General features: G+C 43.9%; 24 protein-coding genes and 1 pseudogene. 21 read left to right on the forward strand and 4 right to left on the reverse strand.

Annotated features, from left to right (window positions below; translation table 11 throughout):
* Positions 1–33 precede the first annotated feature (33 nt).
* The 4 genes from ADH27_RS08245 to ADH27_RS08260 all read left to right on the forward strand — a co-directional run bounded on the left by ADH27_RS08245 (position 34) and on the right by ADH27_RS08260 (position 4288).
* The gene (locus ADH27_RS08245; protein WP_006596563.1) at positions 34–708 is read left to right on the forward strand and encodes a response regulator transcription factor; all 675 of its coding nucleotides are present in this window, start codon (positions 34–36) and stop codon (positions 706–708) included.
* On the forward strand, positions 698–2071 hold the full coding sequence (locus ADH27_RS08250) for a sensor histidine kinase (protein WP_048717269.1): 1374 nt from the start codon (positions 698–700) through the stop codon (positions 2069–2071). The genes ADH27_RS08245 and ADH27_RS08250 overlap by 11 nt, the downstream gene beginning before the upstream one ends.
* A gap of 250 nt (positions 2072–2321) precedes the next feature.
* Positions 2322–2708 carry a VOC family protein gene (locus ADH27_RS08255; protein ID WP_023022851.1) on the forward strand — a complete coding sequence of 129 codons (387 nt, stop codon included), beginning with the start codon at positions 2322–2324 and terminating at the stop codon, positions 2706–2708.
* 209 nt (positions 2709–2917) lie between these two features.
* A complete protein-coding gene (locus ADH27_RS08260) occupies positions 2918–4288 on the forward strand; it encodes a polysaccharide deacetylase family protein (RefSeq protein WP_239681782.1) in 1371 nt (456 codons plus the stop codon).
* Between the two features lie 32 nt (positions 4289–4320).
* Here the strand turns inward: ADH27_RS08260 and ADH27_RS08265 are convergent, their stop codons facing one another.
* A complete protein-coding gene (locus ADH27_RS08265; protein ID WP_048717271.1) occupies positions 4321–5409 on the reverse strand; it encodes a DEAD/DEAH box helicase in 1089 nt (362 codons plus the stop codon).
* Between the two features lies 1 nt (position 5410).
* Entirely contained in the window at positions 5411–6388 is a 978-nt protein-coding gene (locus ADH27_RS08270; protein WP_048717272.1) for a Gfo/Idh/MocA family protein, read from the reverse strand.
* A gap of 207 nt (positions 6389–6595) precedes the next feature.
* On the opposite strand from ADH27_RS08270, the gene udk reads away from it, so the two are divergent.
* The 5 genes from udk to ADH27_RS08300 all read left to right on the forward strand — a co-directional run bounded on the left by udk (position 6596) and on the right by ADH27_RS08300 (position 10544).
* Positions 6596–7231 carry a uridine kinase gene (gene udk, locus ADH27_RS08280; RefSeq protein ID WP_048691384.1) on the forward strand — a complete coding sequence of 212 codons (636 nt, stop codon included), beginning with the start codon at positions 6596–6598 and terminating at the stop codon, positions 7229–7231.
* A 66-nt stretch (positions 7232–7297) separates the two neighbouring features.
* Complete coding sequence (locus ADH27_RS08285) at positions 7298–7969, forward strand: YoaK family protein (protein WP_048717274.1); 672 nt, start codon at positions 7298–7300, stop codon at positions 7967–7969.
* A 150-nt stretch (positions 7970–8119) separates the two neighbouring features.
* The gene (locus tag ADH27_RS08290) at positions 8120–8617 is read left to right on the forward strand and encodes a GAF domain-containing protein (protein WP_048717275.1); all 498 of its coding nucleotides are present in this window, start codon (positions 8120–8122) and stop codon (positions 8615–8617) included.
* Positions 8617–10293: a DNA polymerase III subunit gamma/tau gene (gene dnaX, locus ADH27_RS08295; RefSeq protein ID WP_048717277.1), complete on the forward strand. Its 1677-nt coding sequence runs from the start codon at positions 8617–8619 to the stop codon at positions 10291–10293. Before ADH27_RS08290 ends, dnaX begins: the two co-directional genes overlap by 1 nt.
* A 38-nt stretch (positions 10294–10331) precedes the next feature.
* Positions 10332–10544: a DUF3272 family protein gene (locus tag ADH27_RS08300; RefSeq protein ID WP_048690913.1), complete on the forward strand. Its 213-nt coding sequence runs from the start codon at positions 10332–10334 to the stop codon at positions 10542–10544.
* 1054 nt (positions 10545–11598) lie between these two features.
* Here the strand turns inward: ADH27_RS08300 and birA are convergent.
* Complete coding sequence (gene birA / locus ADH27_RS08310) at positions 11599–12540, reverse strand: bifunctional biotin--[acetyl-CoA-carboxylase] ligase/biotin operon repressor BirA (protein WP_048717280.1); 942 nt, start codon at positions 12538–12540, stop codon at positions 11599–11601.
* A 29-nt stretch (positions 12541–12569) separates the two neighbouring features.
* Positions 12570–13571 (reverse strand): LacI family DNA-binding transcriptional regulator, encoded by a 1002-nt coding sequence (locus ADH27_RS08315; RefSeq protein ID WP_048717281.1) that lies wholly within the window; start codon positions 13569–13571, stop codon positions 12570–12572.
* A 141-nt stretch (positions 13572–13712) separates the two neighbouring features.
* Here ADH27_RS08315 and ADH27_RS08320 point away from each other — a divergent pair, with 141 nt between their 5' ends.
* The 12 genes and pseudogenes from ADH27_RS08320 to pnuC form a co-directional block, all read left to right on the forward strand.
* Entirely contained in the window at positions 13713–14879 is a 1167-nt protein-coding gene (locus ADH27_RS08320) for a galactokinase (protein WP_048717283.1), read from the forward strand.
* 12 nt (positions 14880–14891) lie between these two features.
* Complete coding sequence (galT, locus tag ADH27_RS08325) at positions 14892–16364, forward strand: UDP-glucose--hexose-1-phosphate uridylyltransferase (protein ID WP_048717285.1); 1473 nt, start codon at positions 14892–14894, stop codon at positions 16362–16364.
* 64 nt (positions 16365–16428) lie between these two features.
* On the forward strand, positions 16429–17427 hold the full coding sequence (galE, locus tag ADH27_RS08330; protein ID WP_048717287.1) for a UDP-glucose 4-epimerase GalE: 999 nt from the start codon (positions 16429–16431) through the stop codon (positions 17425–17427).
* Positions 17428–17554: 127 nt separating this feature from the next.
* Complete coding sequence (locus tag ADH27_RS08335) at positions 17555–18139, forward strand: DUF1307 domain-containing protein (RefSeq protein WP_048717289.1); 585 nt, start codon at positions 17555–17557, stop codon at positions 18137–18139.
* 280 nt (positions 18140–18419) lie between these two features.
* Positions 18420–19568 carry a DUF4767 domain-containing protein gene (locus tag ADH27_RS08340; protein ID WP_048717291.1) on the forward strand — a complete coding sequence of 383 codons (1149 nt, stop codon included), beginning with the start codon at positions 18420–18422 and terminating at the stop codon, positions 19566–19568.
* Between the two features lie 171 nt (positions 19569–19739).
* Entirely contained in the window at positions 19740–20468 is a 729-nt protein-coding gene (locus ADH27_RS08345; RefSeq protein WP_048717293.1) for an ABC transporter ATP-binding protein, read from the forward strand.
* The gene (locus ADH27_RS08350; protein ID WP_048717295.1) at positions 20461–21981 is read left to right on the forward strand and encodes an ABC transporter permease/substrate-binding protein; all 1521 of its coding nucleotides are present in this window, start codon (positions 20461–20463) and stop codon (positions 21979–21981) included. The genes ADH27_RS08345 and ADH27_RS08350 overlap by 8 nt, the downstream gene beginning before the upstream one ends.
* A 448-nt stretch (positions 21982–22429) precedes the next feature.
* The gene (locus ADH27_RS08355) at positions 22430–23032 is read left to right on the forward strand and encodes a hypothetical protein (protein WP_021153833.1); all 603 of its coding nucleotides are present in this window, start codon (positions 22430–22432) and stop codon (positions 23030–23032) included.
* On the forward strand, positions 23032–23823 hold the full coding sequence (locus ADH27_RS08360) for an energy-coupling factor transporter transmembrane component T (protein ID WP_193389728.1): 792 nt from the start codon (positions 23032–23034) through the stop codon (positions 23821–23823). The genes ADH27_RS08355 and ADH27_RS08360 overlap by 1 nt, the downstream gene beginning before the upstream one ends.
* Entirely contained in the window at positions 23799–24635 is an 837-nt protein-coding gene (locus tag ADH27_RS08365) for an ABC transporter ATP-binding protein (protein WP_048717299.1), read from the forward strand. The genes ADH27_RS08360 and ADH27_RS08365 overlap by 25 nt, the downstream gene beginning before the upstream one ends.
* Positions 24622–25422 carry an energy-coupling factor ABC transporter ATP-binding protein gene (locus tag ADH27_RS08370; RefSeq protein ID WP_048717301.1) on the forward strand — a complete coding sequence of 267 codons (801 nt, stop codon included), beginning with the start codon at positions 24622–24624 and terminating at the stop codon, positions 25420–25422. The genes ADH27_RS08365 and ADH27_RS08370 overlap by 14 nt, the downstream gene beginning before the upstream one ends.
* A 134-nt stretch (positions 25423–25556) precedes the next feature.
* A pseudogene (gene pnuC, locus ADH27_RS08375) lies at positions 25557–26051 on the forward strand (nicotinamide riboside transporter PnuC); the annotation flags it as partial.
* Positions 26052–26163: the final 112 nt, after the last annotated feature.

Genomic DNA, 26163 nt, shown 5'->3' on the forward strand with positions numbered 1-26163 from the left:
CCTTGTGTGGAAGAATGAGAAGGAGAAGTACACATGATTAAGATTCTATTAGTAGAAGACGACCTCGGTTTGTCTAATTCAGTATTTGATTTTTTAGATGACTTTGCAGATGTCATGCAAGTCTTTGATGGAGACGAAGGTCTTTACGAGGCTGAAAGTGGGATCTACGACTTGATTTTGCTTGACCTCATGCTTCCTGAAAAAGATGGTTTTCAAGTTCTGAAAGAATTGAGAGATAAGGGTGTCTCCACTCCAGTATTGATTATGACAGCCAAAGAGAGTTTGGACGATAAGGGCCATGGGTTTGAGTTAGGGGCAGATGACTATCTGACCAAGCCATTCTACCTAGAAGAGCTCAAAATGCGGATCCAAGCATTGCTGAAGCGCTCTGGTAAGGTCAATGAAAATACCCTTTCTTATGGGAATGTAACCGTTAATCTTTCGACAAATTCTACGCTTGTTGAAGGGAAAGAAGTGGAGCTATTAGGTAAAGAATTTGATCTTTTGGTCTATTTCCTTCAAAATCAAAATGTTATCCTGCCCAAGACACAAATCTTTGATCGACTTTGGGGATTTGATAGCGATACGACTATCTCGGTTGTCGAAGTGTATGTTTCTAAGATTCGTAAGAAGTTAAAAGGAACAGACTTTGCAAAAAATCTCCAAACATTGCGTAGCGTGGGGTACATTCTGAAAGATGCTCAATAAAATTAAAAAAACTGTCAATGCGGATGACTTTTCTTATTTCATCCGCTATTTCGGACTCTTTACCTTGATTTTCTCAACCATGACCTTGATTATTATTCAAGTGATGCGGTCAAGTCTGTATACAACGGTTGATGAAAATTTAAAGATGCTGAGTAAAGATCGTTATTCTATTATTAGCTTGGCCAATCGTACAGGAAATGGAATGGGAAGAGACGAACCAGATGATGACCGACCAGAAGATGATGAACTTGGTCCCGAGGATGGCCCTAGACCATCGGTCACTTCTAATAGTACAGCCATCCTCTTGAATGATAATTTTGAAAATGTGACGACGGATAATGGTTTCCTGGATCTAAAAACAGTGACCTTTAGTCGCAGCTATTTAAACAAGATCAAGCAGATTCAAATTACCAATCATTATAAGCAGAAGGAAAGTTACCGGGCTTATTTGGTGGATATTGACCCTGATGATTATATCGATGGGGTGAAATATGCCGTGATCATGACCAATATTAGCCAGTTGGAGCAGACCAGTGAAAAACACGAGAGCCAAATCGCCTTGGTCATGATTTGCTTCTGGGGCATTTCCCTCTTTGCAAGTATCTTTCTGGCTAAAATCAGTGTGAAACCTCTCTTAGAGAGTATGAATCGGCAGAAGGCATTTGTCGAAAATGCTTCTCATGAATTGCGGACACCTTTAGCAGTTTTGCAAAATCGTTTGGAAACCCTGTTCCGAAAACCAGAGGCAACGATCATGGAATCCAGTGAGAACATCGCCTCCTCTTTGGATGAGGTTCGCAATATGCGATTACTGACGACCAATCTCTTAAACTTAGCCCGTCGAGATGATGGGATTAAACCTGAGTTTTGTGAAATCCCTCCCTCTTTTTTCGACCAAACTTTTGCCAATTATGAAATCATTGCCGAGGAAAATGATAAAATCTTCGAGTATGAGAATCAGGTCGAAAGGAGTCTGGTGTCTGACAAGGTCCTACTGAAACAGCTGATGACCATTTTGTATGACAATGCCCTCAAATACACAGAGGAAGAAGGAAAGATACGGTTTGTCGCTCAATTCAAGGATCGTTATCTCTATCTTCGGGTAGAGGATAATGGACCAGGGATTTCAGACGAAGATAAAAAGCGGATATTTGATCGTTTCTACCGAGTGGATAAGGCGCGGACGCGTCAAAAGGGTGGTTTTGGTTTAGGACTATCCTTAGCCAAGCAAATCGTGGAAGCCTTTAATGGCACCATTACTGTTCGAGATAACAAGCCGAAAGGTGCTATTTTCGAGGTCAAACTAGCAACCAAGTCAGATAGTAAAAAGAAATCAACTTCTAAATCAACGAAAAACAAGTAAGAGAGTGGGACAGAAATCGGTAATTCGTTAGAATTCGATTTCGTCGTCTCACCTCCGCACAGTTGAGTAGGGCTGTAAAAGCTGATAAAATCAGCGTAGTAGAGCCCACTCAACCACTGCGTCTTGCTCGATAATCCAAAGACAATTGAGAGGCTAGGACTTTTGTCCCAGCCTCTTTTTTCATCTATTTCAAATAATCGCTATTTTTGCCTGACTAGTGTATAATAGTAAAAAAAGAAAGAGGTGTCGTATGGCTTCAAAAATGTTACACACTTGTTTGCGTGTGGAGAATTTAGAAAAATCAATTGCCTTTTATGCAGATGCGTTTGGCTTTAAGGAATTGCGTCGCAAAGATTTTCCTGAATACAAATTTACGATTGTTTATCTTGGTTTAGAAGGGGATGACTATGAGTTGGAATTAACTTACAACTATGATCATGGTCCTTACGTCATTGGAGATGGCTTTGCCCATGTTGCCTTGAGTACGCCAGACCTTGAAGCCCTTCATGCGGAGCATAAGGAAAAAGGTTACCAAGTAACAGATCCTAAAGGCTTGCCAGGAACGCTTCCAAACTATTACTTTATTGTGGACCCAGATGGCTACAAAGTAGAAGTGATTCGTGAAAAGTCCTTATAATCAGCATCATATAACTTGTGACAAAGAGCAGGTGTTACCACATCTGTTCTTTTTTTCTGCTTGAAAGTTGCCGGTTCAAAGTGACAGGAGATAGGACTGAGCTACTTTAATTTCCCTACCATATTTTAGGTTTTATTTTCTAGATTCTAGAGTTTTCTACTGTTTTTTGGTGATAAAATTGCTATAATAAGAGTATGAAGAAATCCTACTTGAAAATACTTATTCTCATCCTCCTCAACCTCCTTTTCATCGGGGGAATTTATCTTGCTTATCAGAAGATTGAGGAAGCACGCGCTATCAAAAATTATAATCAACAGTTTTCCAAAGCAATCCAGGAAGAAGAAGCAGTTGAAAAAGACAAAGATACCATTCTTCAAAAAGGAATGGTCGGTCAATCTTATGTTGCTGCCTACTACCCGAAAAATAACGAAGAACCTATCGCAGTGGTCAAAGAGAGAATTTTGGCTGACGTTGGCTCTCTTCCCCAAGAAGAGAAGAAGAACCAGCAAGCAAAAGAACTATTGTTCTATCATACTGAACGTTCAGAAGACCCATTTGTCGGGGTTCATCCTTATCAGGTGAAGAAGACCCAGTACAAGTGGAAAAACGGTAAGTTCATCAAAGATGGGATCGACAAACTTCCCCTCCTTTATCTAACGGATGAGGGGACGGTCTTCCAATTCTCCCAATTGTTTACGGATGCTGATCTAGCCAAAGAAACCCTCTTAACAGAGTTGCGCTCTCAGCTGGTCTTCCTACAGTTAGGGGAAGATCGAATTGAAGAGCTGATGCAAGCTGTCTCAGCAAGTGATATAGCAAGCTGGCAGTTCACCTACAATCAAGGTGTTCTTTCTATCACACTTCCAGTTACTATTGAGGGCATGGAAACCTTCGATATGCCCCTTTCGAAGCTCTATGATGTGATTGATTCTGCTCGCCTGAATCCTGGAGATCGGGAAGCTTATGAGGCCTACCAAACCCAACGTCACGCTAAGATGGTTGCCTTGACTTTTGATGATGGTCCAGATCCATCGACGACTCCTCAAGCCCTGGATATCCTCAACAAGTACCATGTTAAAGCGACTTTCTTTATGCTTGGGAAGAATGTCTCTGCCTATCCAGAAGTGGCTAAACGGGTCCGTCAGGAAGGACATGAAATCGGGATCCATACTTGGAACCACCCTGTCTTAACTAAGTTGCCTTTGGAGTCAGCTCAAAAAGAAATCATGGATACCAAAGAAGTGATTCAAAAGGTGACTGGAGTGCAAACGAAGATTACTCGTCCTCCTTATGGTTCGATTAATAGTGCCATTCAATATGCAGTGGATCAAGCCTTTATCATGTGGGATGTGGATACCTTGGATTGGAAGAGTCATAACACCGAAGCGATCTTAGCAGAGGTGAAAAAACAAGTCAAACCAGGATCAATTATCCTGATGCATGATATTCACCAAACTTCGATTAATGCTCTCCCAGCTGTGATTCAATACCTTCAATCGCAAGGCTACACCATTGTGACGGTTGATGAACTCTTAAACCACCAAGTGGAAACTCATCGCCTCTATTACAATCGTAATTAAAAAAATCGTTCGTAATACTACGAACGATTTTCTTATTCTTCCCCTATATAGAGTTGAGCTCCCTTAAGGATCAAAGGACGAACAGGGGTTAATTTTTTCAAGCTTTTTAATTCTTCTGGATGGCTAACCAAGGTGATGACATAGCCTTCTTTGCCCATGCGTCCGGTACGCCCAGATCGGTGGATGTAGGTTTCGGCATCTCTTGGAACTTCATAGTTGACGACACATTCTAGTGAGTCGATATCGATTCCCCGCGCTACCAAATCTGTTGCCAGAAGGAGTGTCAGCTGATGATCCTTAAAGCGTTCCAGAATGACTTTCCGGAATTTGACGTTGACGTCACTAGCAAGTGAGACAGCGCTAACTTCTCGGTACTGGAGTTTTTCTTCAGCGCTCCCTAAGTCGGACAAGCTATTGAAGAAAACGAGGCCACGAAAGTCTTCGACATTGGATAGTTTTCTGAGGAGTTCGACCTTTTCTCGCTTGTCCACTTCCATATAGAAGTGCTGGATATTGTCCAAGCTTTGCCCTTCTACCTGAATGGTCAGGGTATTGGGCTCGATTTGCTCTGGATCAAACTTGGTCGTTGCACTCATATAGATAAATTGATGATCTCGTGGCGCGTAGTGACAAATCTTGTCGACAAAGTGATACTGAGAGTCGCTGAAAAGTTGGTCAAATTCGTCCAGAACGATGGTATCGACATTCATCATCTTGATTTTCTTGAGCTTGATCAACTCAAAAATACGGCCTGGAGTTCCGATGAGAATTTCGGGTCCTTTTTTGAGACGTTCGATTTGCCGTTTTTGACTAGAGCCAGAAAGGAAAAGTTGAGCACTGAGTCCAAGAGGCTCTGCCCATTGTTTAGTGACATCAAAGATTTGTCCGGCCAATTCTGTATTGGGGGAGAGGATCAGCAATTGTTGTGCTTTTTTAGGCTTTAGCTTGAGAAGACTAGGGAAGAGATAGGCCAGAGTCTTCCCAGTTCCTGTCGGGCTGACTCCAAGTACGTTCTCCCCTTGGGTAATCGGCTCAAAGAGGCGTTCTTGGATTTCAGTGAGTTGCTCAAAGCCGAGGGTTTTGAGTTGCTCTTGCCAGAGCGGTGGGAATGCTAGTGTCATATTAGTTTTCGTCCTTAAAGTGTATTCCAGCATCTTGGCGCATAGCATAGAGGGCTTGATGGACCATCTGTCCAGTTTGGAGCCAAGTCTGGTAAAGTATCTGGTCGCCTTCTGTCATCATACTAGCAAAGGCCTGGGCTTCTTCTAGCATGTTATGAGGGGCAGGAGTGATTAGAAGCTGGTAGCTGTTTCCAGAATGGTCTTGAAAAACAGCCTCGTTAACGGCTTCAATGCCACTCAGAAAGAGGGTGCCATCTGTTGTGTAGATTTCAGCAGGAAGATTGCTGGTCACATCTTTGCCGGCTTGAATGCCGATGACAAAGTCAGAATAAACCAAGTTACCATGTCCGTTCAAATCGATTGAATTAGGCAATTGCCGCGCCTGATAGGTTACTGATTCAGGTTGACCGAAGAGGCCGATTGCAAAGTAGAGGGGATAGACACCCAGATCCATAAGGGCTCCGCCTGCAAACTGGTCAGAGAAAATATTGGGAGTAGACCCTTTTAAGAACTCAGGCATCTTAGAAGAGTATTTGGCATAGGTCATGTGGCCACCCAAGATGGTCTTGTCTTTGAGAAAGTCTTGGATGGTCGCAAAGGCTTTTTCATGATAGTTGCGAGCTGCTTCAAAGAGATAGACCTGGTGCTCCTTGGCCAATTTGACCAACTCTTCCCATTCCTTGGGAGTAGTGACGGCTGGTTTTTCAAGGATGACATGTTTCTTAGCTAGAAGGGCTAACTTTGCCTGAGGATAGTGGAGTGAATTGGGACTAGCAATGTAGATGACATCCAGGTCACTATCTAAAAAGGCAATCAGATCATCATAGAGGGCCACTTGTCCATAAGGTTGGGTGAAACTACGAGCTTTCTCCAAGGTCCGTGAATAGACCGCTCTTAACTCATACTGGTCTGTTTCTTTAGCTGCAGCCAGGAAGGAATGGGAGATGGCACTGGTGCCGATGATACCGAGTTTTAGCATGGCAGCTCCTTTCAATCAGGTATTTACTGGTTTCATTATATCATGTTTCACCCTAAAAAGATGGAATGGGCCTTTCAAACTGGGACGGAAGGGGAAAGGAGATCCTTCTTTGATTTTGGATGAAAGCCATAGAAAAATGGTTCAAGTCGTGGTCAAGTGACCGCTTTTGTGATAGAATAAATAGGATTATAGAAAATGGAGAAGAAGATGCGAAACAGACCAATTATTATCGGTGTAACAGGCGGTTCTGGTGGGGGGAAAACTAGTGTTTCTCGGGCAATTTTGTCCCACTTCCCGGATGAGAAGATTGCCATGATTGAGCACGATTCTTATTACAAGGATCAAAGCCATTTAACCTTTGAAGAGCGGATTCAGACCAACTATGACCATCCTTTTGCCTTTGATACAGACCTCATGATCGAGCAAATCAATGAGTTGTTGGCTGGACGTCCGGTTGATATTCCAACATATGACTATGCAGCGCATACGCGTAGTGCTAAGACTTATCGCCAGGAGCCTCAGGATGTCTTTATCGTTGAGGGGATTTTGGTCTTGGAGGACAAGCGTCTTCGTGACTTGATGGATATCAAGATTTTCGTTGATACCGATGATGATGTGCGGATCATTCGCCGGATCAAGCGAGATATGGAAGAGCGTGGTCGGAGTTTGGACAGCGTCATCGAGCAGTACTTGGGAGTGGTGAAGCCGATGTACCATCAGTTTATCGAGCCAACCAAGCGCTATGCGGATGTCATCATTCCAGAAGGTGTGACCAATACTGTAGCCATCGATTTGATTACGACTAAGATTGAGAAGATTTTGAGCGAATCACGTGAAGGATAAGATAACAAATGAGAGAGGTTAGGAAGTAGTGTCCCAGCCTCTTTTCCATGACAAATAGGGAGAAATATGAAAAAGTTAAGAAGGGAGTTTCACTCCAGAAGTAAGGCTTTTGCCTGCCTGCTGACTATGTGTGCAGGTTTTTCAGATGCCTACACCTTTATCGAAAGAGGAGGGACCTTGGCGGCTGGCCAAACGGGAAACGTGGTCTTTCTATCCGTGGGGTTAATCGGCCATGAAATATCTGATGTGGAGGTCAAACTAGCCACCATGTTGGCCTTTATGATCGGGATTTTTTTGATGACCGTCTTTCAGCGCTTCTTTAGCCATTCGGTTTGGCGACTTAGTACCTTAGTTCCTTTGGTCCTGACGACCTTGGTGGCAGGCTTTCTGCCAAAAGAAGTGCCCAATGTTCTGATCGTGCCTTTCTTTGGACTGAGCCTAGGGATTGTAGCCATTTCCTTTGGAGAAGTCGATGGCTATGCTTACAACCATTCCTTTATGACAGGGAATCTCAAGAAGACCATGGTCGCTTACGGGAATTTTGTGCGGGAGCGCAAGATGGAGTTTTTCTGGGAATCCCTCTTTATGACCTCCTTGATTGGGAGTTTTGTCGGAGGGGCTATTCTTTCGACCTTCCTCATCCAATATTATGGACTTCGGACAATTTGGTTTGTTTCCCTTGTTCTGACCATCTTTCTGACATATCGGGCGATTCAATATGTTCGGAGAGACGCTTAAATGAATTTTTACAAAGTCAGGGACCTTGCTCCTTGGCTTTTTTATTGAGAACAATTGCTTGGTACTTCTGATGTCTAGTCGGTTTTTTATCAAGGCTTGCTCCGTGGTAAATACTTAATTTTCTAGCCAAAGTTTGGTATAATAAAGGGTATGAATACGCAAGAAAAAGAATCAAATTACAAACTCCTACTAGCCCAGTTAGAAGCTCTCTTAGAAGGAGAGAACAATGCCTTGGCCAATTTAGCCAATGCCAGTGCTTTGCTTAATCAAGCTCTACCGCATTCCGTCTTTGCAGGCTTTTACCTCTATGATCAAAAAGAGTTGATTCTAGGCCCCTTTCAAGGACAGGTATCTTGTGTCCATATCGCTCTAGGAAAAGGTGTCTGTGGAGAAGCAGCGGAGAAAAGAGAGACGCTGGTCATCGAGGATGTGACCCAGCATGCCAATTATATCTCTTGTGACAGTCGGGCCATGAGTGAGATTGTGGTTCCTATGGTCTTGAAGGACCAGTTGTTGGGAGTGTTGGATCTAGATTCGGATCGGGTGGGAGATTATGACGACCTAGATCGCCTTTATTTGGAACGTTTTGTAGCCATCTTGCTTGAAAAAACAAATTGGAATTTTAGGATGTTTGGAGTAGTAGACTAATGTATCAAGCCCTCTATCGTAAATACCGAAGCCAGACCTTTGGCCAGCTTGTAGGGCAAGAGGTTATTGCGACGACCCTACGACAAGCTGTCGAACAGGGGAAAATTAGCCATGCCTATCTCTTTTCTGGCCCTCGTGGGACGGGGAAGACGAGTGTGGCGAAAATCTTTGCCAAGGCCATGAACTGCCCCAATCAAAAAGGGGGAGAGCCTTGTAACGAATGTTATATCTGTGAAGCCATTACCAATGGCAGTCTAGAGGATGTCATCGAGATTGACGCAGCCTCAAATAATGGGGTGGATGAGATCCGCGATATCCGCGATAAATCGACCTATGCGCCTAGCTTGGCCCCTCATAAGGTCTATATTATCGACGAGGTGCACATGCTCTCAACGGGAGCCTTTAATGCCCTTCTCAAGACCTTGGAAGAACCGACAGAAAATGTGGTCTTTATTTTAGCAACAACGGAATTGCACAAGATTCCAGCAACTATTCTTTCACGGGTTCAACGTTTTGAGTTCAAATCCATCAAGACGCCAGCCATTCAAGACCACCTAAAAGCTGTTTTGGATAAAGAAGGGATTGATTACGAAGAAGAAGCTGTGGCTATTATTGCCCGCCGGGCAGAAGGTGGGATGCGGGATGCCTTGTCCATTTTGGACCAGGCCCTCAGCCTGACAGCTGGTGCCCAATTGACCACTGAGACAGCAGAAGAAATCACAGGCTCCATCAGTCAAGAAGCTTTAGATCTCTATGTGGCAGCCTTGTCGGCACAAGATGCAACAGCTGCCTTGGACCAGTTGAACCTGATTTTTGATAATGGGAAAAATATGGCCCGCTTTGTGACAGATCTCTTACAGTATTTACGGGATCTTCTAATCGTTCAGACAGGTGGAGAAAATCTCCATGTCAGTGAACGATTTAACCAGAATCTAACCATTCCGCAAGCCACCCTCTTTGCTTGGATTGATTTTGCGACAAGGAGCTTAGCGGATATTAAAAACAGCCTGCAGCCCAAGATCTATACAGAGATGATGACCATTCGCTTGGCAGAATACAAGGGTGAGGGCTCTTCAGCTAGTCAAACGGCTCTTCCAGCAGATTTCTTGGCACAAATGGACCAACTCAAAAGTGAAGTGGAGTTACTGAAAAGTCAGTTAGCTCAAGTAGGGAGCGGGGCTCCTATAGCCAAGTCGGTACCAGCCCGTCCTCAGAAGTCTAGCAAGGGCTATCGAGTGGATCGCAATAAGGTTCAAGCCATCTTACAAGAAGCGGTTGAAAATCCAGATTTAGCCCGTAACAATCTCATCCGCCTGCAAAATGCTTGGGGGGAAATTATTGAAAGCTTAGCAGGGGCAGATAAGGCCTTGCTAGTTGGTTCGCAACCGGTTGCGGCAAATGAACGCCATGCGATTCTTGCTTTTGAGTCTGCCTTTAATGCCGAACAGACCATGAAGCGAGATAACCTCAATACCATGTTTGGCAATATTTTAAGCAATGCAGCCGGATTCTCACCTGAAATTTTGGCCATTTCCATGGAGGAGTGGACCCAGGTCCGGGCGGAATTCTCGAAGAAAGCGCGTGGTCACAAGGAAGAAGTCGAGGTAGCAGAAGAGTCTGTCATTCCGGAAGGTTTCGATTTCCTCTCTGACAAAATTACTGTTCAGGAAGACTAGGATGTGCTTTTTCCAGAAAATCATGGTAGAATATCAATATGAATAAACGTCAATTTTGGACTATGGCTATCTTTACAGCCTTTGAAACCTATTTTTTCAATGATGCAGTGATGAGAGAAAGCTACCTTGCAGCTATCTTCTGGGCTCTCTTGATACTGAGAAATTTGCAAGTCAGCTATATCTTAGGGAAATTGGTCGAAAGTATCGATCAACAGCTCAATCAGAAAAAACGAGATAAGTATAAAAAATAAGCACCGAGAGGTGCTTATTTTAGATTGAATATAAAGTCTACTTAAAAACTTTCCTTAGGTGAGTACGGACGTCAGCGAACTTCGAAGAAGTTCCATGACTTAGTTTTGGACCTAAGGTTCCAAAACTCCCGAGTGCCTGAAACAATTGTGTTTCAGGCACTTTTCTCACAGCGGAAATTTTTTAATTTCCTTACATGACTCAAAAAATAGCAGTCATTTTTTGAAGAGTAAACTGACTACTTTATGTAATTAGGAGTTTGTCTGCTTTCTAAAATAAGTATCAAGAGGCACTTTTTTTAGAGTCTCTATAATTTCTGTAGTGGGTAAACCAACGTCGGAATTATAGAGCCTATTTTGTTGTAGAAAAGGACTTAGTCCTGTGCAATACAGAACGAAATCCTTTGTGTCAATTCATTGTCTAACTTTTTGGGGTCAGTATACACGATGGGTGTTTTTTTATGTATACAATGCTTGAATTTTTAAGAACCTTAAGTTTATCATGCTGTTATCTAAAAAGTTAATTTTATAGAGTTTACTAAGATAGTTGCTGAGTTTTTTTGTTTATCATTCAAAGTTTATTATACCATAAATATTATTAGAAAAACAGACTTGAATTAATTTGAAATTGGTGTATGATGAAGATGTAAAAACGATAAAAATAGCCTGTTAGAAAGAGGAGGAAAAGAATGAATCAGGCTATATAAAATTGGTGATTGGTATTTAATGTTGTAAAACAAGAAAGGGTAAGGTAAAAAATGCAATTACATAAAAAAATTTTTATAGTGGCCTTGGTTTTATCCATTTGTATCTCACTATATTTTCTTATCAATCCGTCTAATATCTTCACCTTTCCGATCCGTGTGCATGAATTTGATGACACATTTAAATATTACATGTTTGTGAAGATTGGAATTGTATTATTATTTATCAAATTCTTACTGGATATATGCTTAGAGTATATCAAGAATTATTTTAAAAAGCTTTGATCTGTCTTCACACAAAAGAGTCTGAGAAATGTTTTGTCTCAGACTCTTTTTTGAGCTGTTGGTCTGCTTTACAGGTCCCACTGTTTGAGGGAAATTTCGCCACTGTTGAGCCAGCGTTCTTGGCCGTCCTCCAGTTGGACTAGTAGTTGTCCACTGTCTGAGATATCTCTGGCCAGACCTTGGTAGCTGGTCTGATTTTGTTCGAAACGGACTTCCTTACCTAGGACCAGTGAACGTTGTTTGTAGAGGTAGATCAACTCCTCTTCTGGAGTGGTGAAAAATTCCTTCCAAATCTCAGCAATCAGTTCATTGCGGGAAATGGGAGGCTGGGCACCAAAGAGGGACCCTGCCTTGTCTTTCAGTTCCTTTGGAAAATCAGTGATGGCAAAATTGAGGCCCACACCAATAATGACATCTGTGATAAGGCCTGTTTCGATGGAACTGATGGCTTCAGTCAGAATGCCTCCGACTTTTTTCCCCTTGTAGTAGATGTCATTAACCCACTTGATATCAATATCCAATAAGGCCAGATTTTTCAGGGCCTTGTAGATAGCAGCTGCGACCATGAGGGTATAGGCGGGAGCTTGATCAAAGGGGAGGTTGGGCTTGAGATGGAGAGACATGTAGATTCCCCCTTGAGAAGGACAGTAGTAGTCGCGCCCAAAACGTCCCTTACCAGCTGTCTGGAAAGGAGCCAGATAAAGAGTAGAAGATTGTCCACCAGCTTCCATGGCATTCTTGGCATCTAGCTGGGTGGATTGGCACTGGGTATTATAGGAGACTGTTAGAGGACAATGCTCCTCGATAACTTGGGGTATTAGGAGGTCTCCAGAAAGTATCTTGTAGCCTCGATTTTTGACGGACTCAATCTCGATGCCTTCTTTTTCTAGACGTTGAATAGCCTTCCAGATAGACGTGCGAGACAGCCCCATTTCTTGGGCTAGTTGCTCGCCGTTGACATAGTCTTTCGCTTGGGCTAAAGTCTGGTATAAAATTTCGTGTGTTTTCATAAATTCTTATTTTCTGAAAGGATAGAGGATCATCTATTCTTTGTACTTTCTCTAATAGTTAGCTTGGTTCCTAGCATAGTGAGGGTGGGTATTTCTCTCGGAGATAGGACTTGTTTATTTAGGACATCCATAGCGGTTCGTCCCATTTCTTCTGTAAAAACAGTGATGGTCGAGAGGGGAGGAAAGACTTGCTTGGCTAAACTGGTATCATTAAAGGAAATGAGTTGGATATCATCAGGGACCTTAATACCGGCCTCTTGAAAAGCCCGGAGAGCCCCGATGGCCAAACTATCACTCGCAGCAAAATAGGCATCTGGTAAAGGTGAGCCAGACTGAAGCTTAGAGGAAATGAGATCGTAGCCTGATTGAGCTGTAAAACTACCTGTGAGTATGAGTTCAGGGTGATAAATGTTTCTTTCAATACAATAGTTTCGATAGGCTCTTCGCCGAGGATCGGGAATACTTTCCAATAGGTCAGTCGTTTTTTCCTCTCCGGTTAGGAGACCAATTGTTTGACACCCTTGCTTTCGTAAATAGTGAAGGGCAGTCTGTACAGCATTTTCAAATTCAGTCGTGACACAAGGATGTCCTTGGTTGAGAGTGTTACTATCGACAAAAACCAGAGGCTTGGCTAGCTTTTCTAGCTCGACAATCTGAACTCTACTAAACTTTCCAATACAAAGGACACCAACAAGTTCCTCTCCTAATCGAAAGGGAATATCATTGAAATAGCGGAGGATGCCATAATCGAGATCCTGTGCTCTTTTTTCAATGCCTAAACGGATGTTGTAGTAGTAAAGGTCGTCCAGCTCTCCCTCTTCACTTTTCCATTGGATGATGACAATTTGTTGTTTTTCTTTCTTAAAGTTCCCACTTTTCTGATGTCTGGTGTAGCCTAGTTCGTCAGCAACGGTCAAAATTCTGTGGCGGGTTTCCTCTGTTACAGAAAGACTAGTATCTTGATTCAGCACACGTGAGACAGTGGCGATGGATACGTTAGCGAGACTGGCAATATCCTTTAATGTAGCCATAAGTTTTCTCCTTCTGTCTTCTAGTATATCATAGCTTTGGCCTGGTTAGTGTAGTTTACTAAAATTTTAGTAAACTAATTGATTTGCTTTATGAAAAGGGTTACACTAAAGATAAATAACTATATAAGTGAGGTAATCGCAATGAATACTCAAGAACTTCGGAACGCTTTTCAAACAGTCTTTGGAGCAGAAGCGGATCATACCTTCTTCTCACCAGGTCGGATCAATCTAATCGGTGAGCACACAGACTATAACGGGGGTCATGTCTTCCCTGCAGCTATCACCCTTGGTACCTACGGAGCAGCTCGCAAACGCGAGGATAAGCTTCTTCGTTTCTTCTCTGCTAACTTTGAAGACAAGGGCATCATTGAAGTTCCTCTTGAAAACCTTCAGTTTGAAGAGGAGCACAACTGGACCAACTATCCAAAAGGCGTTCTTCATTTCTTGCAAGAAGCTGGTCACACCATTGATGTGGGGATGGATGTCTATGTCTACGGTAATATTCCAAATGGATCTGGTCTCTCTTCTTCAGCCTCACTAGAGATGCTGACGGGCGTCATTGCGGAAACCATCTATGGTCTTAAAGTGGATCGGGTAGAACTGGTTAAGATCGGAAAACAAACGGAAAATCATTTTATCGGGGTCAACTCTGGCATCATGGACCAGTTTGCCATCGGTATGGGGGCTGACCAACGGGCCATTTATCTGGATACCAACACTTTGGAATATGATTTGGTGCCCCTTGATTTGAAAGACAATGTCGTCGTGATTATGAATACCAATAAACGCCGTGAATTGATTGATTCAAAATACAATGAACGCCGTGCGGAATGTGAAACAGCTGTTTCAGAATTGCAAGCTAAACTAGACATCCAAACCTTGGGTGAATTGGATGTCTGGGATTTTGATACCTATAGCTACTTGATCAAGGATGAAAATCGCATCAAACGAGCTCGCCATGCGGTACTTGAAAACCAACGGACCCTCCAAGCTCGCAAGGCTCTGGAAGAAGGAGACTTGGAAGCCTTTGGACGATTCATGAATGCTTCCCACGTATCCTTAGAACACGATTATGAGGTAACTGGACTTGAATTGGATACCTTGGTGCATACAGCCTGGGAACAAGAAGGAGTGCTTGGTGCTCGTATGACGGGAGCAGGCTTTGGTGGTTGCGCCATCGCCCTTGTTAACAAAGATAAGGTTGAGGCTTTTGAAGAAGCTGTCGGCAAACGCTATGAGGAAATCGTTGGCTATGCGCCAAGTTTCTACATTGCAGAGGTTGCGGCAGGGACACGGGTGCTTGATTAAAAAGGAGATAGGATGACAGAACTGGTATTAGATGCATTTGTCACAGCCGTCATTGTGGCAAGTGACTATGAAGAGATGGATCGGATTTATCTAAAAAACCGCGTTATGAGTCGCATTGGAGAAGAAGGGCTAGACGTCCCAGCTCATCGGGCCGACTTGATCTCACTCAAAGATCAGCTGCTGGAAATCGCTGTTGCGAATGGTAAGATCCAAGATAGCATGGCCGCAAAGGACAGCTTGGGAGCGGAGTTGATGGATTGGATCACCCCTAGTCCTAGTCAGGTCAATCATCGTTTCCAGGAGACCTATCGTCAGTCCAAGGAAGACGCGATTGCAGATTTCTATGCCCTCTCCAAGCGCAATGATTACATTAAGGTCAAGGCGATTGCGCAAAATATCGCTTTTGAGGCAGAAACTCCCTATGGCTCCCTTGAAATCACCATCAATCTGTCAAAACCTGAAAAAGATCCTAAAGACATCGCAGCGGCGAAGCTGGCTAAAGCTAGTCATTATCCAGCCTGCCAACTGTGTTTTGAAAATGAAGGCTATCAAGGTCGCCTAGACCATCCTGCCCGTGCCAATCATCGGATCATCCGCTTTGACATGGACGGTCATGACTGGGGCTTTCAATATTCCCCTTATGCCTACTTCAATGAACACTGCATTTTCCTCGATAGCCAGCATGTTCCTATGGCCATTAGCCGCAAGACCTTTGAGCGACTCTTGACCATAGTAGAGACTTTTCCAGGCTATTTTGCAGGCTCCAATGCAGATCTACCCATTGTAGGAGGATCCATCCTAACTCATGACCATTATCAAGGCGGACGCCACACCTTCCCTATGGAGCTGGCAGAACTTGACCAAACCTTTACCATTCCTGGCTTCGAAGGGGTTCAAGTGGGCATCGTTCGTTGGCCAATGTCAGTCTTGCGTCTGCAGTCAGATAACAAGGAAGAGCTGATTAACTTGGCAGATCATATTTTAGCAAGCTGGCGAGGTTACTCGGATCCAGCTGTGCAAGTCTTAGCGGCATCCGACGGTCAGCCCCACCATACCATTACCCCCATTGCACGGATCCGTGATGGGCATTATGAACTGGACTTGGTGCTCCGTGACAACCAAACCTCACCAGAGCATCAAGATGGCATTTACCACCCGCATGCGGATGTGCAACACATCAAAAAAGAAAACATCGGCCTAATCGAAGTCATGGGCTTGGCGATTTTACCTCCTCGTCTCAAAGAAGAGCTCAAGCAGGTTCAAGACTATCTACTTGGACGTGAAAGCAGTGTGGCTAGTTACCACCAGGACTGGGCTGCTGACTTGAAAGTCACTCACCCATCCATCACAGAAGAAGCAGAAGCAAAAGCTATTGTTCGTGAATCAGTTGGTCAAATCTTTGCGCGCGTGCTCGAAGATGCCGGTGTCTACAAGCGAACAGCAGAAGGTCAAGCAGCCTTTAGACGCTTTGTCGCGACACTTTAAGTGTGGAGAAGAGGCAGAAATTTGGTACAATAAGAGAGAAGATAAAGAAGCGAAAGGAAAACAAATGGCAATACTCGTACTCGGAGGAGCTGGCTACATTGGTTCCCACATGGTAGACCGCTTGGTCAATGAAGGACAGGAAAAAGTCGTGGTGGTCGATAGCCTGGTCACAGGACACCGTGCAGCGGTGCATCCAGATGCCGTCTTTTACCAAGGAGACCTAGCGGATCAAGACTTCATGCGCAGGATTTTTAAGGAACATGCAGATATTGATGCGGTCATCCACTTTGCGGCCTACTCACTGGTCGCTGAGTCTATGGCAGATCCATTGAAATATTTTGACAACAATACAGCTGGCATGGTCAAACTCTTGGAAGTCATGCATGAATGTGGGGTGCACTACATCGTCTTTTCTTCAACCGCTGCCACCTACGGTATTCCAGAAGAGATTCCGATTCTTGAAACCACTCCACAAAAACCGATCAATCCTTATGGCGAAAGCAAGCTCATGATGGAAACTATTATGCGCTGGGCTGATCAAGCCTACGGCATCAAGTATGTGCCTCTTCGTTACTTTAATGTGGCGGGTGCTAAGCCTGACGGCTCGATTGGCGAAGACCATGGACCAGAGACCCACCTCTTGCCAATCGTCTTACAAGTAGCCCAAGGCAAACGCGAAAAGATCTCTATTTTTGGAGATGACTACAAGACACCAGATGGGACCAATGTTCGGGACTATGTTCATCCATTTGACTTGGCAGATGCCCATCTGCTTGCGGTGGAGTATCTCAGAAAAGGGAATGAATCGACTGCCTTTAATCTGGGCTCATCGACTGGATTCTCTAATCTTCAAATCGTTGAAGCAGCCCGCAAGGTGACGGGACATCCGATCCCACTTGAGATTGCAGATCGCAGACCAGGAGATCCAGATACCTTGATCGCATCCTCTGAGAAAGCGCGTGCTATCCTCGGATGGCAACCAAAATTTGATAATATCGAAACCATCATCCAAACAGCCTGGGCATGGCATTCCAGCCACCCAGATGGCTACAATGATCGATAAGGTGGGACTGCGAACATCATTTTTGAGGGTTTTCTTATACATCTATATCTACAGTTGATCTTGTTAAATGACTGGTTTCAGACGTTAGTCATTTTCTTAAACATCATAAAATAGTGAGGGATTCAAAATGAATAAAACTGTAAAAAATCTGACTATCCTGTTAACAGCTAGTCTCCTACTAGTTGGTTGCGGACCAAAAGAGGAACCAAAATCTACCGTTCAAACGTCCACTAAAGCTACGACAAAAGCGACAACTGAATCATCAACTAAAGCAAAGACCAAAGATTCATCAACTGATGAAGTTAAAAAAGAAGACTCAAGAGCAGGTGCCCAAAAAACTGTTCTTGAAGCGAGTGATGAAGCAGGTAAGTCAACCGTCACCTTGTATTACAAGGGAGATACTTTATTAGTACAAGAAAAGGTTGATGATTATAATATTTCAAAAATGGGTGGAGACAACCCTCTTGAAGAAATGAAAGAAGCCGTTGCCATAAGCCAAGAAAAATTCAAAGATCTGATGGGAAACGGATTTGAACTGACATCAGAATACAAAGACGGTATCTTCTATATCTACAATACAATTGATTACACGAAAATCGATTTGCAAAAGCTAAAAGAAATCGTACCAGGCTTTAATCCTCTAAATGACAGTACAGTTAGTTATTCTGTGACGAAAGAAAGTCTCATTAACAGTGGTATGGTCGAAAAATAATGTTTTGATATTCTAATCGGTCAGATTTTTCGCTTTGCTAAGGCTAGTGATGACCAAATCGTGAACAAGGATTATGTCTTCCAAGCAATAATGAAGTGGTCGCCTTGATCAAGTAGCATCTTGAAATCCAGGACAATCCAGGTTGGCGAGAGCAAAAGAACCCAAATTAAATCAAATAAAATAAGAAGGTTTTACACAAATCATCAGGTGTAGCCTTCTTTTTTGGTATAATATAAAGAGAAAAGTATAAATATCAAGGATGACACAGAAGGAGAAGCTTATGAAACGAAAAGAGAAGTTAGGAGCCTTTATTCTCTTACTAGCAGGACTTATTACGGTTGGTTGTAGCAAACGAACTCCTCGACATTCTAGTCAGTTGAATAACAGCTCGGAAACATCGTCTATATCATCTTCCGGTAAAAAAGTTACTAAAAAAGAGGTGAAAAAGGATTACAAGAAGTTGTACCAGCCTGTATTTGAGGATTATCAAAAGATTTTGACCTCGCCAAAGGATACAGCAAGCATCGCAAGTCTCTATCAAAATTTACAAGCAACTGAGCGTCCAATCAATAGTTGGGCAATTGAAAATGCGGTCAACCAAGCAGATGAAATGCGTTATGCCTTTGCAGATTTAAATAACGATGGGATAGAGGAACTTCTGATTGCGGACCTAAATGTGAGTGGCAAATATTTCTTAACCGGCCTATATTATTTGAAAGCCGAGAAACCAGTCCTTTTAGCTGAAGGATTTACTGCTGGTCATGGTGGAGCAAGAAATGCTGCGCTTGTCTATAAAGGAGGAGAGGTTCTGGAGCTTAGCTGGTCCTCAGGTACGGGTCAAGGTTATGGAACTCTTTATCAGCTTAATGCTAAGCAAGAGCAAGCGACTATCCTCCAAGAAAAAGAGATTCAAATACAAGCAAATGATATTGCTGCTGATTTTGGAAAAAATGCATCCGATCAAATTGATTTAAGGGGATTTGATTGGCAGGAATTTGAGGTTGCTACCAGTTCGATGAGTGCTCCAACGGCTACCAAAGCTCCTTGGAATGCTAACAAATCGGCGAAACTTGAAGCTTTTATAAAGGACTGGGGGGGAAGACTTGGTCAACCCAATTACCAAAAGGGGATCGCAGGAGGAGATGTCGGTGCTGACCACCTCTACACACTTAGGGATGATGGACCAAGTGAGAAAATGAATGCTGAGTACTCGGATACAGGTCTAGGAAATGCCCAGTACCGAATAGTAGAGCGTTATAGCAATTGGAATAAATATCCGGATGTTCATAGTTACTTTTTTGCGATAACCAATACGGGAGAAGCGATTGTCTTTCATTCACCGACGACTAATGGTGGAACCATGTACTTAAAACCAACAGAAAATACAGAAATCCAAGCGGAGTTTAAACGTTTGGTAGAAGAAGAATAGTCCATCATAATGGAGAGTTTGGCCTTAGCCAAGCTCTTTTTCTTATATATGATTTCAAATCAAAATCGTTGACAGATGTAATTTCTAGCATTACAATGTTATAATAATGATTACACTCTTATAAAAAGTGAGATAAGGATCTTAGCTTTTAAGAAGATGGTGAGGAAGAACATGATTGAATATAAACATGTAGCCTTGCGCTACACGGATAAGGACATTTTAAAAGATGTCAATCTCCGCATTGAAAATGGAGAATTCATGGTGTTAGTGGGTCCTTCAGGGTCTGGAAAGACCACCATGCTCAAGATGATCAATCGTCTTTTGGAGCCGACTGATGGCAATATATACATGGATGGAAAACGGATCAAGGACTATGATGAACGGGAGTTACGTCTTTCTACTGGTTATGTTTTGCAGGCCATTGCTCTCTTTCCAAATCTAACGGTTGCGGAAAATATAGCTCTGATTCCTGAGATGAAGGGCTGGACAAAAGAACAAATCGCCTCTAAAGCCGAAGAACTCTTGGACAAGGTGGGCCTGCCTGCTGCAGACTATGCCTATCGGTTACCAAGCGAATTATCTGGTGGCGAGCAACAACGGATAGGCATTGTGCGGGCCATCATTGCAGAGCCTAAAATCTTACTGATGGATGAGCCTTTCTCTGCTCTCGATGCTATTTCCCGTAAGCAGTTGCAGGCTCTTACCAAAGAATTGCACAAAGAATTTGGTATGACAACTATCTTCGTAACACATGATACAGACGAAGCCTTGAAATTAGGCGATCGGATTGCGGTGCTACAAGAAGGAGAGATTGTGCAGGTGGCGGATTCTGAAACCATCCTAGCCCAGCCAGCCAATGACTTTGTTGCGGATTTATTTGGAGGTGCTCACCATGTCTAAACTACTTGCAACCTTTCAAGAACGCTTTGGAGACTGGCTCACTGCACTGGGGCAACATTTGCAACTGTCATTACTGACCTTACTCCTTGCGATTTTTCTGGCGGTCCCTCTGGCTATTTATTTAAGTACACGCAAGAGAGCCAGCAACTGGGTTTTACAGGTAGCTGGCATCTTCCAGACCATTCCTTCCATGGCTCTTTTGGGGCTCTTCATTCCCATCATGGGGATTGGGACACTTCCTGCCTTGACAGCTCTCGTCATCTATGCCATTTTCCCCATCCTTCAAAATACCATCACCGGTTTACAAGGGATTGATCCAAGCCTTGAAGAAGCGGGAATCGCCTTTGGGATGACCAAGTTGGAGCGACTCAAGAAGTTTGAGATTCCCTTGGCCATGCCCGTCATCATGTCAGGGATTCGGACAGCAGCTGTGATGATTATCGGGACGGCTACCCTAGCTGCCTTGATTGGAGCAGGGGGACTCGGTTCCTTTATCCTTCTAGGGATTGACCGCAATAATGCCAGTCTGATTTTGATCGGTGCCCTGTCTTCTGCCTTCTTAGCCATCGCCTTTAACCTTCTTCTCAAATGGATGGAAAAGGCCAAATTGCGGACCATCTTTGCAGCCTTTTCTATCATGGTACTCGGATTGGGAGTTTCTTATACGCCAAGTCTTCTTCCCAAACCGGAAAAAGAAAATCTGGTCATCGCTGGAAAGTTGGGTCCTGAACCGGAAATTCTAGCCAATATGTACAAGATTTTGATCGAAGAAAAGACAGACATGACAGTGACCGTCAAACCGAATTTTGGCAAAACCACTTTCCTCTATGAAGCTCTGAAAAAAGGGGATATTGCAATCTATCCAGAGTTTACAGGGACCGTGACCGAAAGTCTCCTCAAGCCGACGCCGCAAGTCAACCATGATCCAGAAGCAGTCTATCAAGCAGCCCGAGATGGGATCAAGAAACAAGACAACCTGGCCTTGCTCAAACCCATGGCTTATCAGAATACCTATGCTGTTGCAGTCCCTAAGAAAATTTCCCAAGAGTATGGCCTCAAGACCATTTCAGATTTGAAAAAGGTGGAAGGACAACTCAAGGCAGGATTTACCTTGGAGTTTAATGACCGAGAGGATGGGAACAAGGGCTTGCAGAAAGTTTACGGACTCCATCTACAAGTCTCCACCATGGAGCCAGCCCTTCGCTACCAGGCTATCCAGTCTGGTGATATCCAGATCACAGATGCCTACTCAACGGATGCCGAGCTTGCTCGCTATGACCTGGTGGTCCTCCAAGATGACAAGCAACTCTTCCCGCCATATCAAGGGGCTCCCCTCATGAAAGAAGCTCTTCTTAAGAAACATCCAGAATTGGAAGGAATTCTCAACCAGTTAGCTGGTAAAATCACAGCAGAGCAAATGAGCCAGATGAACTACCAAGTCGGAGTAGAAGGCAGGTCAGCTAATCAAGTGGCGCGTGACTTTTTGACTCAGGAAGGGATGATTGAGAAATAATGTCACTTAAACTAGAAATATAAGTCACGTTATTTAAGTTACTTTCTAATTTTATCTCCATGAACCGGATCAATTTAGTTGTTGAAGGTTAGCAAGAAGGACTAGAATTAATGATTTATAAACCACTAGAGGTTGGGCATGTTGCCCACCTCTTTTTGTGATATACTAGAGTAGTTTTTGAGACTTGTAGGGGCAATATCCTCTAGCCTTGAGGAGCTTTTTTTTAATTCCCGAACGTTTTCAAGAAAAATTCAGAAAATTCTTGACTTCTGATGAAATCGGTGTATGATTAATTGTGAACTGTTGAACAAGTGCTTTTAAGGAGAAGATCCGATGTCGACTAAGGTGATTCTGCTAAAATGATGGCAGTTCAAGCATAAAAATCTATAGAGCGTTGCGTCCGAAAGTCTAAACAGACACGGCTCTTTAAAAACAAAAGGAGAAGATTATGAAAACAGAACCGATTCATCGTACCAGTATGTGGAAATTTAAGTTAAGTGCTGCCACCATGACTTTGATTCCCGCTGCCGTGGGGATTAACTATGTTGCTAAAGCCTTGGCGGAGGGGTTAAAGTTGCCCGTTTGGCTGGGGTCTTTGGGAACCTTTCTTGCCAGCATGTTGGCTGGGCCGGTTGCCGGTGCCATCAGTGGTTTCATCAACAACGTGATCTATGGGCTGACCTTATCGCCAATTTCAACCGTGTATGCGATTACCAGCATCGGAATTGGGATTGCTGTCGGAGTTTTGCACGCCAATGGGTGGTTCTCGTCAGCGCGACGAGTATTTGTTTCTGCTATTATTATTGCCATCGTTTCAGCTGTCATTTCAACGCCACTTAACGTCATCTTTTGGGGTGGTCAGACCGGTATCGCTTGGGGTGACTCATTGTTTGCGGTAATGGTCGCCAATCATGCACCAGTGTGGCTGGCCTCATTTACCGATGAGTTTGTCTTGGATATTTTGGATAAAGTCTGCGTGGCCTACCTGGCATTCTTCATCTATCGCCAGCTGCCGAAGCGGATGGTGCACTTCTTTAGCGGTGATAAATGATGACTGATCAAACATTGATTTCTGGAGCGCCACGGGTCAAGCTCAAGTGGTACCAGGTGATCGATCCGATTACTAAGCTCTTGTTCATCTTGGACATGACGTTGTTGAGCTTTGCCAGTATGAATTTATTACTTCAGGCCGGATTAATTCTTGTCGCAACACTGCTATTGTTATTTTCCAAATTGAGTTCTACCATCTTTAAGGCGCTGGGATTCAGTCTGTTTTTGATTTGCACCATGCTGATCATCCAAGGGTTATTTTACAGTCGGAATCAAACTGTGCTGTTTTCTGTGCTTGGGGTGTCGTTCTACAAAGAAGGCCTGATTTACGCCACCACTCTGGGTTGTCGAGTATTGGTGATTATTTTGACCAGTGGCTTTTTTATGGTGACCACGAGTATTTCAGAAAACGCGGCCTATTTGGAACTGTCCGGATTGTCTTATAAAACCGTCTACGTTCTGATGTCGGTGTGTTATATTTTGCCGGAAATGATGCGCAATATGCGGAAAATCCAGCAGGCACAAAAAGTTCGCGGAACCAATCCGCAAAAAACGTTGATTCAGAAATTAAAGTCAGTCCTGCCGGTTCTAATTCCATTGGTGATTAAGACCTTGGATCAATCGATGACGCGGTCGATTTCTCTCCAACTGAGAGGTTTTGATAATCTCAACCGGACTGTCAGAACCTCCCAGCGCGTGTATCGCCTGTCGCGGATGCTGCACATTGGTCTGACTGGATTGGCAATTTTATTGATTGGGTGGAAGATATGGACGAAGATAAACGGATTGTAATTGAAAATTTGACCACCCGTTATCCGGGTACTGAGCAACCACAACTGCGTCAGATTAACGCGGAGGTTCATACCGGCCAGGTGGTTGGGATTATCGGGAATAGCCACTCCGGCAAATCGACTTTGTGCCGTGTGCTGGCAGGGGTCATTCCCAAAATTGTGTCTGCTGAGATTGAGGGCGACTGGCACATGTTTGGCCAGCGAGTGTCCGACAATTGGCCCGTTTATAATGCCATGAATGGAGTTGTACTGCAAAATCCAGCTGGCCAACTAAGCGGATTGGCAGACACGGTTGCCGATGAAATAGCCTTTGACTTGATTAATCAGGGAATGGCTGAAGGACTGATTCAAAAACGGGTTGAAGAAGTTGCCACGCAAATGGAGCTGATTGAACAGCTGAATTTGCGTCCCGAGAGCCTTTCCGGTGGTCAGATCCAGCGGTTGGCAATTGCCATGGCGATTGTGGCTAATCCGGCTGTTTTGATTATGGATGATCCGACCAGTCAGATGGATCCCCTTGGCCGCCGGCAATTTTTCCAATGGCTGGCCCAAGTCAAAGAGACGACTGTCTTCATTGTCACCAGTGAAATTGACGATTTGTGCGAAGTCGCCGACGTTGTGTGGGTGCTGCACGAGGGTCAAATGGTAGCCCAGGGCAGGCCGGGTGAGGTGTTTAATCATTTGGCAGCTGACTGGCAGATTCCAGCCCCGACAATCCAGCAACTTGCTCAAAAAATGGATTGGCACATGGCTGATGGCCGGTATCCGGTGAATTACGCTGATCTGAAGGAGGTTCGTTATGTCCACAATTGAACTGAGCCACCTGACGTTCACTTATCCGGAACGGTCCTTTAGCTTGGATGTTGAAGACAAACGCTTCGCCGATCCGATGGTGGCGATTGTCGGCCAAAATGGTGCCGGCAAATCAACGCTCTTCAAATTGTTGACGGGCTTGCTGACACCACAAACCGGTGTGATTAAGATCGATGGAGAAAATTTTAATGATCTTAAACCAGTCGAAAAGTTACTGAAGGTTGGGATTACTTTTCAGAATCCTGACGATCAGCTTTTCAACCCGACCGTTCAACGAGAGGTGGAGTGGAGTGTCGCGCAGGTCATGGATGACCACGACACGATTACGAGGCGGGCTTTAGCGGCTCTAAAAAGAGTTGGCTTGGATGATAAAACAGCTGAAAGTCCATATGACCTGTCATTGTCGGAACGCAAGCTGTTGAGCATTGCCACAGTTTTGGCAGTGGATCCGGCGATTTATTTATTTGATGAGCCGATGATGTCGCTTGATTGGGAAAGCCGGCGCAAGTTGACCGCAATTTTCCATCAGTTGGCTGATTCGGGCCACCAAGTTGTGACCATCACCCATGACATGGATTGGGTTGCCGCCGAGTTTGAGTCGGTGTATGTTATGGAACACGGGAAGTTTGGCTTCGCCGGCAGTCCACGGGAATTGTTCAGCGATCACGAACTTGTCCAGCGAGTGGGATTACTACCACCGCGGATTATGGACATAGCGGAGTCGCTGGGTGATTCACAGACATATTTATCGGTTAATGATTATTGCCAGAAAAATCGAGATGTATAGAAAAAGTCACCTCTGAGGGTTTTCCAGGTTGAAGGATTAACTTCAGCTTCTGGCAAGAACTCACATGGGTGACTTTTGTGTTTAATAACGTTTCATGATCATCGGGTGCTTCCTCAGATAACTCGATTTGATTTGCCAGTAACTATCTCTTTGGTTTGATCAATTCTGTCATTTATCTTGTGCTTGCCCTTCAAAAAGGCTTCTACGGTGAGGTTTTGATAACTCTCTATTTCACCATCATGCAGCCAATTGGTCTCTTGGCTTGGATCTATCAAGCCCAGTTCAAAAAAGAACAGCAGGAATTTGTTGCCCGTAAATTGGATGCGGTGGGATGGATCAAGTACTTATCAATTAGCGTGCTTTGGTGGTTAGTTTTCGGGCTTATTTATCAGTCAATTGGGGCCAATCGTCCGTATCGAGATTCCATCACGGATGCAACAAATGGGGTCGGCCAACTCTTGATGACGGCTGTTTACCGTGAACAGTGGATTTTCTGGGCAGCGACCAACGTTTTCTCTATCTACCTTTGGTGGGGAGAGAGCCTTCAAATTCAAGGGAAATACTTCATTTACTTAATCAACAGTCTAGTTGGTTGGTACCAATGGACGAAGGCGGCCAAGAAAGCTTAATAACCATTTGAATCCATTTATCAAGAGGACCGAGAAGGTCCTCTTTGTTTGAAAAATCGAGCTCTATTTGTGATATACTAGAGTAGTTTTTGAGACTTGAAAATAATGGGTT

The sequence above is a fragment of the Streptococcus sp. 343_SSPC genome, from assembly GCF_001072385.1.
Classification (GTDB): domain Bacteria; phylum Bacillota; class Bacilli; order Lactobacillales; family Streptococcaceae; genus Streptococcus.